At 58.7% G+C, this 13,929-nt stretch carries 12 protein-coding genes; 7 read left to right on the top strand and 5 right to left on the bottom strand.

The genetic code is table 11. The features are described from left to right. The first annotated feature begins 16 nt into the window (after positions 1-16). The 5 genes from BK659_RS06900 to BK659_RS06880 all read left to right on the top strand — a co-directional run bounded on the left by BK659_RS06900 (position 17) and on the right by BK659_RS06880 (position 5,432). Complete coding sequence (locus tag BK659_RS06900; RefSeq protein WP_123424342.1) at positions 17-2,761, top strand: hypothetical protein; 2,745 nt, start codon at positions 17-19, stop codon at positions 2,759-2,761. Positions 2,762-3,011: 250 nt separating this feature from the next. Then, positions 3,012-3,476: a multidrug transporter gene (locus tag BK659_RS06895; RefSeq protein ID WP_123424341.1), complete on the top strand. Its 465-nt coding sequence runs from the start codon at positions 3,012-3,014 to the stop codon at positions 3,474-3,476. Between the two features lie 39 nt (positions 3,477-3,515). Next, a complete protein-coding gene (locus tag BK659_RS06890; RefSeq protein ID WP_123424340.1) occupies positions 3,516-4,340 on the top strand; it encodes an SDR family oxidoreductase in 825 nt (274 codons plus the stop codon). A 36-nt stretch (positions 4,341-4,376) separates the two neighbouring features. Further along, on the top strand, positions 4,377-4,775 hold the full coding sequence (locus tag BK659_RS06885; RefSeq protein WP_123424339.1) for a DUF4440 domain-containing protein: 399 nt from the start codon (positions 4,377-4,379) through the stop codon (positions 4,773-4,775). A 291-nt stretch (positions 4,776-5,066) separates the two neighbouring features. Further along, complete coding sequence (locus BK659_RS06880) at positions 5,067-5,432, top strand: DUF6124 family protein (protein WP_123424338.1); 366 nt, start codon at positions 5,067-5,069, stop codon at positions 5,430-5,432. Positions 5,433-5,670: 238 nt separating this feature from the next. Here BK659_RS06880 and BK659_RS06875 read toward each other — a convergent pair whose 3' ends face one another. The 5 genes from BK659_RS06875 to BK659_RS06850 all read right to left on the bottom strand — a co-directional run bounded on the left by BK659_RS06875 (position 5,671) and on the right by BK659_RS06850 (position 11,522). Next, on the bottom strand, positions 5,671-6,417 hold the full coding sequence (locus tag BK659_RS06875; RefSeq protein ID WP_123424337.1) for a hypothetical protein: 747 nt from the start codon (positions 6,415-6,417) through the stop codon (positions 5,671-5,673). 195 nt (positions 6,418-6,612) lie between these two features. Then, complete coding sequence (locus tag BK659_RS06870; RefSeq protein ID WP_123424336.1) at positions 6,613-7,476, bottom strand: efflux RND transporter periplasmic adaptor subunit; 864 nt, start codon at positions 7,474-7,476, stop codon at positions 6,613-6,615. 10 nt (positions 7,477-7,486) lie between these two features. Next, the gene (locus tag BK659_RS06865; protein ID WP_019691945.1) at positions 7,487-7,687 is read right to left on the bottom strand and encodes a DUF1656 domain-containing protein; all 201 of its coding nucleotides are present in this window, start codon (positions 7,685-7,687) and stop codon (positions 7,487-7,489) included. Beyond that, a complete protein-coding gene (locus BK659_RS06860) occupies positions 7,677-9,863 on the bottom strand; it encodes an FUSC family protein (protein ID WP_123424335.1) in 2,187 nt (728 codons plus the stop codon). The genes BK659_RS06865 and BK659_RS06860 overlap by 11 nt, the downstream gene beginning before the upstream one ends. Before the next feature lie 147 nt (positions 9,864-10,010). After that, entirely contained in the window at positions 10,011-11,522 is a 1,512-nt protein-coding gene (locus BK659_RS06850) for an efflux transporter outer membrane subunit (RefSeq protein ID WP_123424334.1), read from the bottom strand. Positions 11,523-11,839: 317 nt separating this feature from the next. Here BK659_RS06850 and BK659_RS06845 point away from each other — a divergent pair, with 317 nt between their 5' ends. Further along, complete coding sequence (locus tag BK659_RS06845; RefSeq protein ID WP_123424333.1) at positions 11,840-12,808, top strand: LysR family transcriptional regulator; 969 nt, start codon at positions 11,840-11,842, stop codon at positions 12,806-12,808. A 142-nt stretch (positions 12,809-12,950) separates the two neighbouring features. Then, positions 12,951-13,925, top strand: a complete 975-nt coding sequence (locus BK659_RS06840) for a 2-hydroxyacid dehydrogenase (RefSeq protein WP_123424332.1) — start codon at positions 12,951-12,953, stop codon at positions 13,923-13,925. The last annotated feature ends 4 nt before the right edge of the window (positions 13,926-13,929 follow it).

Here is a 13,929-nt window from a genome sequence, read left to right as displayed (position 1 = left end):
GCCTGCGGGTCTGGGCATGACTTACGCCCCCTTGCTTAAACAACCCCTTCCGGTACCGGAAGGGTTGCAACTGAGATGGAGTGTCACCGGCGCCAACAACAGTGGTCTTTTCACACTGCGTGCAGTCTGTGCCAACACATCTGTGCCGTTGACTCTCGAGAGTCGGGTGATCTCGAGAACACTGGTGCAGGAAATCACCCGAATTGAAGTACGAGGCAGACCGGTCTCTGAGGTCGGGGCAATTTTTTTTCGCGAAGAGCTGGCCGAATTCAAGTTGACTTTCGAGCCCGGGATGCAAGGGTTAGCCGTGTTGCTTGAAGACACCGACGCTCCGGTCGGGATGGTCTACGTGCCAGCGCTTCGACAACTTACCGACGTACCGCAAGGCCTGACTTTGAGCTGGAACGTCACGGGGGGTAAGGTCAGCGGTTCTTTTGCGTTGAAGCTTGGCTGCGCAGGTGTCACCACGGCGCTGACCCTCACCAGTCGGGTGATGTCGAAACTCACCTCGGACGCATTTGAATCGATCACGCTCAATGGCGAGACCATCGATGATCTGAGTAAACCAGACCTGGTGTTTTTTCGTGCGGGCACTCATGTGCTGGAGCTGAAACCCAAGTCAGGCGGGCCGTTGCCTGAAATGAAGGTGGCCCTGATTGCTGGCGACATTAATCCAAACCTGGGCATCACCTACACCCCTCCGCTGGGCGAATCCAATACCCAGGACATCCCCGAAAACGGCTCGGTGAAGTGGACCATTATCGGCGGCAGTCAAAGCGGATTCTTTGATTTGCAATTCAAGTTCACGGAAACCGATGAAGTCTTTCCCTTGCCTTGTCGGGTGCTCTCCAAAAATCTGAATGATGAGGCAACGGCCATCCTTGAGGGGAACGATGACTTTTTTCTTCGTGGAATACCACGTACGCTGAAATTGACAGCAAAACCCGGCAGCCCGTTGGATGGCTATCCGGTGACGCTGACCTGCGCGATCAAGAGTGGGCTGGATGTGGCCAACGTGGGGAGTAACCCGATATTCGGCCTAGATAACACAACTAACAGCTGGGCCGTGACCGGCTCAACCAAAAGCGGCACCTTCCAGCTGAGCCTTACGGGCAAGGGTATGACCGCGCCGATTGCGCTGACCGTCAGCAAACTGCTGTCGACCAACCTGAATGATGAGGCCGACGTCACGATTGACACAAAGCCGGTTCCCCCCGAGGGTAACTTTTTCCTCCGGGGACAGGCCCAGACCGTCAAGCTGACGCCCAAGGCCAACAGTCCGCTGGCCGGCTATCCGGTGACGCTGACCTGCGCGATCAAGAGTGGGCTGGTAGCGGCCAACGTGGTGAGTGTCCCGGCATTCGACGCAGAAAAAACAACTCACAGCTGGGATGTAACCGGCTCGACCAAAAGCGGCACCTTCCAGCTGAGCCTTACGGGCAAGGACATGACCACGCCGATAGTGCTGAACGCCAGCAAACTGCTGTCGACCAACCTGAATGATGAGGCCGACGTCAAGATCGGCGGCGCGCTGGTTCCCGCCGATGGTAACTTTTTCCTCCGGGGACAGGCCCAGACCGTCATGCTGACGCCCAAGGCCAACAGTCCGCTGGCCGGCTATCCGGTGACGCTGACCTGCGCGATCAAGAGTGGGCTGGATGTGGCCAACGTGGGGAGTAACCCGATATTCGGCCTAGATAACACAACTCACAGCTGGGCCGTGACCGGCTCAACCAAAAGCGGCACCTTCCAGCTGAGCCTTACGGGCAAGGGCATGACCGCGCCGATTGCGCTGACCGTCAGCAAACTGCTGTCGACCAACCTGGCGGATGAGGTGACACCTCTACTTGATGGGGATATTTTCTCTGAAAAAAGCTCCGTATTTGCGGGAAAACCTTCCACCCTTTCACTTCTTTCGAAGACTGGAATTACTGGTATTCCCCTCGAACTGGAATGGCACACCGGAACAGGTGTAACCAAGAATGACTTTACTGTCACACCACCTTTTGACAGCAGTACGACGGCTAGTTCGTGGAGTATTACAGCAACCAAAAACTCTCCAGGCACTTTCGCCGTAACATTTTTACCACAACTAGTTGGAATGAATTCCCGAATAACCACATCGCCTATAAATTCGATTCCGTATGTGATGCTTAAATTTTGCAACCAACTAATTGAACCTGGCGTTACAGTTGACGCAGCGAGAAATGGACGTCACTCAATCCGGCTACTGGAAGGCGATGGCGATACTCCCTATACAGGAGCACGAGTAAAAATCGAACTGGAAGGTGCCAGTTCTATTGGAAAACTTTCTCCCGATTTCGGCACTTGGATGTCAATGAGCAGTACCTCAGAGTGGCTATTGGACTGTGACGACAAGGATGCAAATTTTTCACTAAAATTTATTTTTGAAAACACACCAACCCATCAGTTTATCGCCCCATTCTCTTTAACCAACCACCCCCGCACTATTAAGTCAATGACGCCTGATAGAGATAAATTCATTGCGCATGAATTAGGTTACTACAATGTATTTGTGACCTCAGCCAGGAATACTGAAATCCCAATGAGAGTTGAAATTTTCTATTTTAACTATTTTGGCGTACCATTCGGCGTTGGTCCTATCGATTATGACGGCAGGGGCCAAGTCCCAATAAACTATATAGCAGGGCAATACACTCTCACCTGTTTTATGAGAAGCCCAAACAATGATAAAGAGGGTGAGAAATCAGCTCCCTTGGTTGTCTACCCTGCCCAATAAACATTCGGATTCACGCACTGTATAGGCGTCATTAGCCGGTTGCGCTTGGGCACACTGGCTATCTGACTCGGTTAAGGCACACGCTGAGTGGAGTCTGTCGCAAGACGGGCGCTGCGAGGTGTTGGCCCACCAAACCTCTGGTTATCTTGGCAGCATTACGGGTATCGGATGGCCTCACCAAACCCGCCCATCGCCAACCCCATCTACGCTTAGGTAGGATGACCCTCTCCCCTGCCCGAGGTTTCGCTTCATGTTCATCGGCGTCCTGCTGGTCATTACCTGGCTGGTCCTGTTACTGCGCTATCCGGCCAAAGCCTTGCCGGTCTCGCTGGCGGCGGCCATCGGGTTGGCGTTAGTGGCCGTCTGGGTGGTCTGGCTGGACAACCGCGAGGCCAAGCAACTGGCGCGGCTGGAATTGCGCATCACCTACGCACCGGAACACTGCCCGGCCGATCGCCCGCTGCTGCTGAAGCTGAACAACGGCAACGACGTGCCGCTCACCGAGTTGCGCTGGCGGATCGCCGCCTACGCGCCGGGCGATACGGTCAATCTGGCCGACAATCAATACGCCGCGCCGCGCTACCGTGGCCCCGGCGAATTGCAGGCTGGCGCCGATTGGGAAGACTGTTTGCCGATGCCACCGCTACGTCCCGGCTATCGCCCGCAAACCCTGGAGTTTCGCGCCGAGCGTTTGCAGGGTAGTTTCTCTGACTGATCCCTCACCTTCCCCCTCTTATTGCACAAGGACCGCGCCATGCCCATCGCGTTAATCACCGGTTGTTCCAGCGGTATCGGCCGCGCTTTGGCTGACGCCTTCAAAGGTGCCGGCTATGAAGTCTGGGCCAGCGCCCGCAAGCCTGAAGACGTGGCGGTTCTGGCTGACGCCGGTTTTACCGCCGTGCAACTGGATGTCAATGACGGCGCGGCACTTGAACAGCTGAGCGAACGGATCAACCAGCAACGCGGCGGCCTCGATGTGCTGATCAACAATGCCGGTTACGGTGCCATGGGGCCGCTGCTCGACGGCGGTGTCGCGGCGATGCAGCGCCAGTTTGAAACCAACGTGTTCGCCATCGTCGGCGTCACCCGTGCATTGTTCCCGGTGCTGCGGCGCGCCAAAGGGTTAGTGATTAACATCGGCAGTGTCTCCGGGGTTTTGGTCACGCCGTTCGCCGGCGCCTACTGCGCCTCGAAAGCCGCGGTGCATGCCTTGAGCGACGCGCTGCGCATGGAACTGGCGCCGTTCGGCATCCGGGTGATGGAAGTCCAGCCCGGCGCCATCGCCTCCAGTTTCGCCAAGAATGCCGGCGTTGAAGCCGAACAACTGATCACCGAACAATCACCCTGGTGGCCGTTGCGCGAAGGCATTCGCGCTCGGGCCAAGGCCTCTCAGGACAACCCGACCCCGGCGAGCACGTTTGCCGACGACCTGCTCAAAGCCGTGCAGCAGAGCAAACCACCGCGTTTACTGCGGCTGGGCAATGGCAGCCGGGCGTTGCCGCTGCTGGCGGGGTTGCTGCCCAAGGGGTTGCTGGAAAGCGGATTGATGAAGCGGTTCGGCCTGACAGGGCACCTTTAATCAATAGAAACAACGACGATATTTCAAGGAACGAACATGACCGATTACACCCCCTACTTCAACGAAGTGACCCAGACCCTCGTCGACATCGAGCAATGGTTTTCCGGCACGGCCGATAAAGGCGTATTGACGCAGCTGCTGGCGCGTTTCTCGCCGCAGTTTTCTATGATCGTGCCTGGCGGCAACGCGCTGGATTATCCGGGCTTGAGTGAGCTGTTCGATAAACTCGGCGGCACCCGCCCTGGCTTGCGAATCGGCCTGAGCGAACTGCGCGGGATTGATCAACACGCAGGCGGCGCCACCGTCAGCTACCGCGAATTGCAATCCGATGCCAGCGGCGTGCTGAACGATCGGCGCGCGACGGCGGTGATTGAAAAACTGCCGTCAGGCGCGTTGCTGTGGCGGCATTTGCATGAGACGTATTGCCAAGCCTGAACAAGAAAACAGATCGCAGCCTTCGGCAGCTCCTACACAAACCGGTGTGCGCCCGGCACCCCGTAGGAGCTGCCGCAGGCTGCGATCCTTTGATCTTGAAAAAAAGAACGTTTATGTCGCGTAGGTTTTTGAAGGACAATGCCCCACGCTTCCGAGGACGGTTCCGACACGTTTTGACGGTTGCGCTGGGTGATGGAGGACGGATAACCTTTTCGGGTCGCTGCCAATCAGCGATCGGGTGTGGTAGCCCGGATATCTCATAGGAGTGACTTAACCTATTGGAGCATCACCATGTCTAACGCTACCCCCAATCCCACTGAAACCGACAGCACCTCCCCCTACGCCTCCCTCGATTCAAAAGAACTCCACGCCGCCGCGCACCGTGCGCTCGATCATTACCTGGTACTGCCCGAGACCAAGGCAATGTTGGCCGACCGACGTCCCGGCTGCATTTTCGTCATTGCTCCCGACGTCGACAGCGAAACCCTGCTGGCGCACGCCTGCGAGACGCTCGCCTCGGTGAATGTCATGGCCAGCGATCTGGCGTTTGAGCTTGAGGGTCCGAAACGCAATACCGCACTGGCGATTCAGCAGATGATTTCTCTGGCCGAGTTGGCGGTTAATCGCGCACTGGATCATCTCGACCCACCGGAGTAACAGCGCCCGTAGCAGCTGTCGAGCCCGCGAGGCTGCGTTCGAGGACGCAGTCCTCGCAAACCCTGCATACACGGTTTACCTGGAAGAACGCGCGGCCTGATTTTACGACTGCTGCGCAGCCGAACGCAGCCTCGCGGGCTCGGCAGCTGCTACGAGTTTTTGTGGTGAGGGGGTTATTCCTCGCGATCCTGCTTCACCACCGTATGAGGCAGTCTGGTGTTATCAACACCCTGCCCTGTCAGAGCGGGTAGGCAACCAGATTAGGAACGTTCTGGAATGACGGGTCCTGACCCGACTCGACCGGGTAAAGCAGTTGAACGGAAACAGGCAGGTCTGTGTCTGGCTCCAACAGGTACTTGTCCCCCTCAGGCGTGCGCAACTCGATAATCCCTTCTGTGCCGTCATGGGTTATGTCGAGCCAGGGATTGGCGTAAATTTTCGTGCCCTGTGGTAATCCTGCGGTCGAAATTTTCCACTGCGCAATCGAGTGCCGGGTGGATCTTAGAATGAGCTCATAACTGTATACCCAGCCTTTAGTGGCCTGATCCTGCCATGCACCATTAAACGTCTGGCGCACCTGGATATTTTGCTCTTCAATACCTGTTGCCAGAACAGCGCAATAGAGATCCACCATATGGGCCGGCTGGTAATAAATAATTGCGCACAACTCGGCAACTGATGAAGGCCCTAAATCTCTTTCGGAAATTAAAGTCAGTGTGCGTTTAGGGTTCCATCCCTGAGTTTGCACATCAGTAATCGTTATCATGCTGGAGTCATAGTAACCCGGTCTAAAAAACATCTGCGCCCCGTTGACTGGCATCGAAGCGTGCAGCAGGGTCACGTCCTTGTACGCCCGAAACTCCAGACGTGATCCGACAGGAGGTGGTGCGCCATCCGTTTCAAGGGTAAATCCGAGCGTCACCGGCACACCTTTTTTAATACCGTTGATAAAGTTATCCATCCTGATATCTATCAGCTTTGTCATTTTAAAAATCCTTTTTAAAACCATAATCACACTAAAAAATAGAGCCGAATAAGTACCAACCCTTATAAACAAACTAATATAAGCCACCTGCAAAGGTGACAACCTGAAAACTAACACATAACAAAATAACCAAACCCCCTAACTAACACCCTATTACAATTGGTACCGGGAAAGAACAACGCCCCCACTGCGAAGTCACTCTGCGTCATCCCGATTGACCACTACCGTGCACGTAATCCCCGCCGCCAACAGCACCCCATCCGGCACTTCATCAATGTGAATCCGCACCGGCACCCGTTGTGCCAAACGTACCCAGTTAAAGGTTGGATTCACGTCAGCGATCAGCTCGCGGCTTTCCGGGTTATCGCGGTCGTAGATGCCACGCGAAATACTTTCGACATGGCCCTTGAGCACTTCGCCGCTCATCAGTTGCATATCGGCCTGATCGCCAACCTTCACATGCGGCAGTTTGGTTTCTTCGAAGAAGCCGTAGACCCAGAACGAGTTCATGTCGACCACGGCCATTTTCGCTTCGCCGATGCGCGCATAGTCACCGCGATGGACATTGAGGTTAGTGACGTAACCGTCCACCGCCGCCAGCACTTTGGTGCGTTTGAGGTTCAGCTCCGCCGCCTCCAGCTGAGCCTGGGCCTGTTGGTAATCGGCCAGTGCCGAGTCGGCGATGTTGCTGGCGTCGTCGCGGTTTTCCTTGGAGATCACCAGGTTGTCGAGATCCGCTCGGCGATGCGCGTTGACCTTGCGCATCTCCCAGGTGGCCTTGCGTGAGGCCACCAGCGACTGCGCCTGTTTCACCGCGATCTGGTAGTGCTCGGGGTCGATCTGCATCAGCAGGTCGCCCTTTTTCACCAACTGGTTATCACGCACCGGCACGTCGATCACTTCGCCGGTGACGTCGGCGGCGACGTTGATGATGTCGGCGCGCACCCGGCCATCGCGAGTCCACGGGGTGTCCATGTAATGCACCCAAAGGGTCCGGCCGATCCACAGCGCGAGGGCCAGTACCAACAAGGTCGCAAGCAGGCTGAAAAGTTTTTTCATCGAATCGGTCTCAAGGGTAAACAGTCAGCGCAAGGGCGCCGAACAAACAGGTGAAGAGGCTCAGGCGCAGCAGCGCCGGGTGCCAGAAGAAGCGGTACAGATCAAACCCGGACAGAAACCGGTCGAGCGCCCAGGCCACTGCCGCAGCGATGAAAAACATCAGGGTCATGGTCGGCATGTACACGCCGTGGAAGGCGATTTCACGAGGCATGGTCAGGTCCTTGCGGGGCAGCGAGTGCCGCCAGCGGCGATTGCGGGTCGAGCAGCGAGGTGCGGATGAAATGCAGGTAGCTCTTCACCCGACGCAGTGCCGAGGTGTCGAAGTGCGGGGCGAACGGTTCGTCAGTGGCCTGGACGCGGCCGATGGCGTGGTCGACCGCCACCAGACTGCGCTCAAGATTGCTCTGGCTCGGTTGCAGAAACAGCCGCACCAGCGAGCGGCCCATGACCCGGATCGCCTGACGCCACGGCTGGGTTTCGGCATACGCCGGGTGCACCGGGAGAATCGCCTGTTCCTTGCGCAACTCGATGATCGCGTGGCCGACTTCCAGCACCACGAACATCCAGCGCAGCAAATCGCGTTGTACCTGAGGCTGCCCGGCAGCCAGGCCATACGCCTGATGCACCAGATCGCGGGTGCTGCTTTCAAAACCCGATGCCAGCCCCTTGAGTTTGCCGCTGATGGCGAACACCACTTGCCCGCGCAAGTCCTGCTCCAGACGCCACCACAACCAGCGACTGTTGGGCGGCAGAATGATTGCCCCCGCCGCCGCGCACACCAGCATGCCCATGACCATGGCGATGTAGTCGTTGATGAAGGTGTAAGGGTTGTAGACGGTCAGGTTGTCTGGCACTGAACCGGTGCTGAAAAAGATCAGCAAACCCAGGCCGACACCGGCGTACTGCGGTCGTGAGGTGAGGAACGAACCGAACACGATCACCGGCGCCAGCATCACGCATAACAGTGGGAAGCCGTCGATCCGCGGGAAGATGAAAAACATCTCGACGAAGCCGATCAGCGCCCCGAGCAACGTCCCGCAGGCCATCTGGAACGCCATGCGTTTGGGGTTCGGTGTAGCCGCCGACAAACCGACGGTGGCGGCAGCGATCAAGGTCATGGTCGCGCCGCTTGGCCACGCGGTGGCGACCCAGTAACTGCCCAGCACAATCAGAATGAACGACGCCCGAATGCCCGCCGCAGCCGAGGCCAGCCAGTTGGTTTTCGGGGTGTAGGGTTCGTCCCATTGCTCGCGTTCGTGGCGGTGCTCGGCCAGCGATGCATGGGTCTGTGCATAACTGTGCACTTCATCGACGAAGCGGTAGAGCAACTCATACGCGGTGTGGAAATCCAGCTGCTCGGCGTCGCTCGGTTCGCTCTGCTGAAAGCTCGCCCGCAAGCTGCGCACCCGCGCCGGCAGTCCTTCTTTATAGGCGGCCAATTGCGCCGCCAGACGCGCCGCGTCGGCATGCGTCAGCGCGCGACCCGAGAAACCATCGAGCACTTCGGCCAGCTCCTGCAATCCCGGTTTGATTGCCGCCACCACCTGTTCGGCGCCGCTGCTGCGCAGGCGTTCAATCAATTGGTGCAAGGCGTTGAAACGGGTGGTGATGCCCATGAACTCGCTGTTCAGCCGACTGAGCCGACCATTGCGTCGACGCATGTGCGGGTCTTCGAACACGGTGACGCTGCGCAAACCTTCCAGGCCCACGGCTTCGGCGATAAACCGCACGTTGCCAGCTTCGAAAGCCTCGCGTTGGCTGCGCCCGCGCAAGCCATCGGTCACGAACAGCGCGAACACCCCGAAGCGCTGATACAAGGCGTTGCGCATCGCCGCGCTGGCGGTTTGCGGGAGGATCGCGGCGCTGACCAGGGTCGAGCAGAGAATCCCCAGGGAGATTTCCAGCACCCGCCAGACCGCCGCCATGAACGCGCCGTCCGGGTGCGCCAGCGCCGGCAAGCCGACCATCGCTGCGGTGTAACCGGCGAGCACAAAACCGTAAGCGCGGAAGTTGCGATAACGCGCCGCGCCGGCCGTGCAGATGCCGACCCAGATCGCCAGCGAACCGAGGAACAGTTCGGTGTTCTGTGCGAACAAGGCAATCAGCGCGACCATCACCGCCGAGCCAGCCAAGGTGCCAAGGAAGCGATAGAAACTCTTGGCGAACACCTGACCGCTCTGCGGCTGCATGACGATGAACACGGTGATCATCGCCGTGCGCGGTTGCGGCAGTTCCAGGCGCATGGCCAACCAAAGAGTCAGGAACGCGGCGATCAGCACCTTGAAGATGTAGACCCAGGTCACGCCGTCACTGCGTGCCCAATCGAAGAAACCCCGGCGCCACTCAAGGGAATACAGCCAGCGCAAAGGTGCGGGCAAGGGAGTCATGAAATCCTGCTCAGTGTTCGAAAATTGTGCGGCGAGAACACGATCCCTGTGGGAGCGAGCTTGCTCGCGAAAGCGGTGTGTCAGGCGACATCTGCATTGACTGACACTCCGTCTTCGCGAGCAAGCTCGCTCCCACAGGTTTTGTGTTCAATTCACGATGCTCTGAAGAAGGACCGGAGTTTTCGGTGCCTGAGTCTGGCCTTCTTTCGGTACGTCGTTACCGGCGCCGAGCCCGCCACCGAGGGCGGTGACCAGTTCGGCATGGGCACTCAAACGCGCAGCCTGAACCTGTTGTTGCACTTGCTGCTGCTTGAACAACAGGCTCTGGGCATTCAGCACGTTGAGGTAATCGGTGAGCCCGCGCTGATAGGCGATCATCGCGATGTCGTAGGTTTTCTGCGCGGTGGCCACCGACTCGGCAGCGAAGGCTTGCTGCTTGTCCATGGACTCGCGGCGGATCAACTGGTCGGAGATGCTTTTGAGCGCATTGACCAGGGTCTGGTTGTACTTGGCCACGGCAATGTCATAGCCCGCCGAGGCTTCACCCAGTTCCGAGCGCAAACGCCCACCGTCGAAGATCGGCAAGGAAATCGCCGGCCCGGCGTTGTAGTTGAGCTTCTTGCCAGTCAAAAACTCCAGCGCCCCACCGCCGGTCGCCATGTAACCGAGGCTGCCGACCAGATCGACGTTGGGGTAGAACCCGGCGTGGGCCACATCGATCCCGCGAGCCTGGGCTGCGACTTGCCAGCGACTGGCAACTACGTCCGGGCGTTGGCCGAGCAACTGCGCGGGCAACGCCGAAGGCAGTTTCAGCGCTGTGCCCAAAGACAGCGTCGGACGCTGCAAGCGTGCGCCCTCCCCTGGGCCCTTGCCGGCCAATGCGGCGAGTTGATTGCGGCTCAGGGCAATTTCTTCGTCCAGTGCATCCAGTTGCCGATGGGTTTCCGGCAACGGGGTTTGTGCCTGGCTGACTTCGAAATGGGTGCCGATGCCACCGTCCAGACGCTTTTGCGCGAGGTCGAGAATCTGCTGTTGCTGCTTGAGGGTCGCGGTCACGATGTCCCGCTGTGCGTAATGCAGCGATAACTGGATGTAGGTGCGGACCACGTTGTTCTGCAATTCTAGCTGAGCCATGCGCGCTTCGGCGGCGCTCATGTGCGCCATGTCGACAGCGCGTTCGGTGGCATTGCTTTCGCGGCCCCACAGGTCGAGAGCGTAGCTGAAGCCGAGGGCGGCGTTATTGTCCCAGGTGGTGGTGTTGGCCAGCTCGCCCGGACCGTAGAATTGGTCGGTCGGCCAGTTATGGCGTTTGAGGGTGGATTGGCCATTGACCTGCAACGACTCGGCCGACTCGGCAACACCGGCCATGGATTTGGCCTGACGCACACGGGCGGTGGCCATGGCCATGCTCGGGCTGCCTTGCACGGCGAGGTCGACCCAGTGATTGAGTTGCGGATCGCCATAGGCCTGCCACCACTGCGCGGTGGGCCAATGAGCGTCCTTGGCGGCGCTTTGAATGGCCTCGTCGGTGGCCAATGTATTGGCGTCGAATGCCTTGCCCTGTGGGGCAATACCTCCGGTTCCGATGCAGCCGCTGATGGCTAACGATAAAGCCCAAACACTGAGAGTCTTCAGCTCTCTGCTGATGCGACGCGGCACTGCTGCAAATTCCTGGAATTAGGGGGGAGGTACGAAATATTGGGGAACGGACACCGCCCCCCTGTGGGAGCGAGCTTGCTCGCGATAGCGGTGGGTCAGGCAACATCAATGCTGGCTGTGATGGCCCCATCGCGAGCAAGCTCGCTCCCACAGGTTTGATGTTCCGGCGGTGGCGGCAATTCTAGGGGTGGGCCTGAGCGGCGATAAGCCGGGAATCCTGTGAATCTTTGTTACCGTTCACGAGATAATCCCTTGGTCGGGGTCACAGAATTCCGCAACTTCGTGTCACAATTTGTCATCGCCCCCGAGAGCACCCCATGGACACTTTGCAAAACATGCGTGCCTTCAGCTGTGTCGCCGAAGCCGGCAGCTTCACTGCCGCTGCCGTGCAGCTGGATACCACGACGGCCAACGTCTCGCGCGCGGTCTCCAACCTGGAAGCCCATCTGCAAACCCGTTTGCTCAACCGCACCACCCGCCGCATCGCCCTGACCGAGGCTGGCAAACGTTATTTGCTGCGCTGCGAGCAGATTCTCGCCTATGTCGAGGAAGCCGAAGCTGAGGCCAGCGACGCCCATGCTCGCCCGGCCGGGCAACTCAAAGTGCACACCATGACCGGGATCGGTCAGCACTTCGTGATCGATGCGATCGCCCGTTATCGCAAGTCCCATCCGGACGTGACCTTCGATCTGACCATGGCCAACCGCGTGCCTGATTTGCTGGACGAGGGCTACGACGTATCGATCGTGCTCGCCAGCGAACTGCCGGACTCGGGTTTTGTCTCGCAACGGCTGGGCATCACTTACAGCATCGTCTGCGCGTCTCCTGCTTATGTAAAAGCCAACGGCTGCGCACAGAAACCCAGCGACCTGCTGAATCACGCCTGCCTGCGCCTGGTCAGCCCGGTGATTCCGCTGGAGAAGTGGGTGTTCGACGGCCCGGAAGGCCAGGAAATGGTCACCATCAACAGCTCGCCGTTTCTGGTGAACTCCGCCGACGCGATGAAAACCGCGATCATCAGCGGCATGGGCGTCGGTGTGCTGCCGGTCTACGCCGCCATCGAGAGTCTGCGCAACGGTAGCCTGGTGCGGGTCATGCCCAACTACCGCTCGCAAGAGCTGAACCTGTACGCCATCTACCCGTCGCGCCAGTACCTGGATGCGAAGATCAAAACCTGGGTCGAATACCTGCGCGGGTCGTTGCCGGAGATTCTGGCGGCGCATCAGGCAGAATTGACGGCGTATGAGTTGAGCGGCACGTTGAATGGGGCCAGGTTGGCCAATTAAAAAGATCGCAGCCTGCGGCAGCTCCTACGGATGTACACCCTGTAGGAGCTGCCGCAGGCTGCGATCTTTTCCGCCTCGCAAAAAACCCTCCAGGAATGTTAGCGTGCCCGGCATTCTCCTCCGCCTGACGAGCCTTCCTGCGATGAAAAAGACCGTACTTGCCTTCAGCCGTGTCTCGCCCGAAATGGTCGAGTCCCTGCAACAAGACTTCGATGTAATCGCGCCCAATCCCAAGTTGGGCGACATCAATGCTCAGTTCAACGAAGCCCTGCCCCACGCCCACGGGTTGATCGGCGTCGGTCGCAAGCTCGGTCGTGCACAACTGGAAAACGCCAGCAAACTCGAAGTGGTGTCCAGCGTCTCGGTCGGCTACGACAACTACGACCTGGCCTACTTCAACGAGCGCGGGATCATGCTCACCAACACCCCGGACGTGCTGACCGAAAGCACCGCCGACCTGGCCTTTGCCTTGCTGATGAGCAGTGCCCGGCGTGTCGCCGAGCTGGACGCCTGGACCAAGGCCGGGCAATGGCAGGCCACCGTCGGCGCGCCGCTGTTTGGTTGCGACGTGCATGGCAAAACCCTGGGCATCGTCGGCATGGGCAACATCGGTGCAGCCATCGCACGACGCGGTCGTCTGGGCTTCAATATGCCGATTCTGTACAGCGGCAACAGCCGCAAGGCCAACCTTGAACAGGAACTCGGCGCACAGTTTCGCAGCCTTGATAAGTTGCTGGCCGAAGCCGACTTCGTCTGCCTGGTGGTGCCGCTCAGCGACAAGACCCGGCACCTGATCAGCCATCGCGAACTGGCACTGATGAAACCCGGCGCGATTCTGGTGAATATTTCCCGTGGCCCGGTGGTCGATGAACCGGCGCTGATCGAGGCCTTGCAGAACAACCGGATCCGCGGCGCCGGGCTGGATGTCTACGAGAAGGAACCACTGGCCGAGTCGCCGCTGTTCCAGCTGAAGAACGCCGTGACCTTGCCGCACATCGGCTCGGCCACCCATGAAACCCGCGAAGCCATGGCCAACCGCGCCTTGGCCAACCTGCGCAGCGCGCTGCTGGGTGAGCGGCCGCAGGATCTGGTGAATCCGCAGGTGTGGAAAGGTTGATAGA

It is taken from the genome of Pseudomonas brassicacearum, from assembly GCF_003732225.1.
In the GTDB taxonomy this organism is placed as follows: Bacteria; Pseudomonadota; Gammaproteobacteria; order Pseudomonadales; family Pseudomonadaceae; genus Aquipseudomonas; species Aquipseudomonas brassicacearum_E.
This window is presented reverse-complemented; position numbering and strand designations above follow the sequence as displayed.

Coding starts and splice junctions, on each gene's coding strand:
- BK659_RS06845 (WP_123424333.1), top strand. CDS start 11,840: ATGGACACTTTGCAAAACATGCGTGCCTTCAGCTGTGTCGCCGAAGCC.
- BK659_RS06900 (WP_123424342.1), top strand. CDS start 17: ATGACTTACGCCCCCTTGCTTAAACAACCCCTTCCGGTACCGGAAGGG.
- BK659_RS06890 (WP_123424340.1), top strand. CDS start 3,516: ATGCCCATCGCGTTAATCACCGGTTGTTCCAGCGGTATCGGCCGCGCT.
- BK659_RS06885 (WP_123424339.1), top strand. CDS start 4,377: ATGACCGATTACACCCCCTACTTCAACGAAGTGACCCAGACCCTCGTC.
- BK659_RS06870 (WP_123424336.1), bottom strand. CDS start 7,476: ATGAAAAAACTTTTCAGCCTGCTTGCGACCTTGTTGGTACTGGCCCTC.
- BK659_RS06880 (WP_123424338.1), top strand. CDS start 5,067: ATGTCTAACGCTACCCCCAATCCCACTGAAACCGACAGCACCTCCCCC.
- BK659_RS06865 (WP_019691945.1), bottom strand. CDS start 7,687: ATGCCTCGTGAAATCGCCTTCCACGGCGTGTACATGCCGACCATGACC.
- BK659_RS06860 (WP_123424335.1), bottom strand. CDS start 9,863: ATGACTCCCTTGCCCGCACCTTTGCGCTGGCTGTATTCCCTTGAGTGG.
- BK659_RS06840 (WP_123424332.1), top strand. CDS start 12,951: ATGAAAAAGACCGTACTTGCCTTCAGCCGTGTCTCGCCCGAAATGGTC.
- BK659_RS06875 (WP_123424337.1), bottom strand. CDS start 6,417: ATGACAAAGCTGATAGATATCAGGATGGATAACTTTATCAACGGTATT.
- BK659_RS06895 (WP_123424341.1), top strand. CDS start 3,012: ATGTTCATCGGCGTCCTGCTGGTCATTACCTGGCTGGTCCTGTTACTG.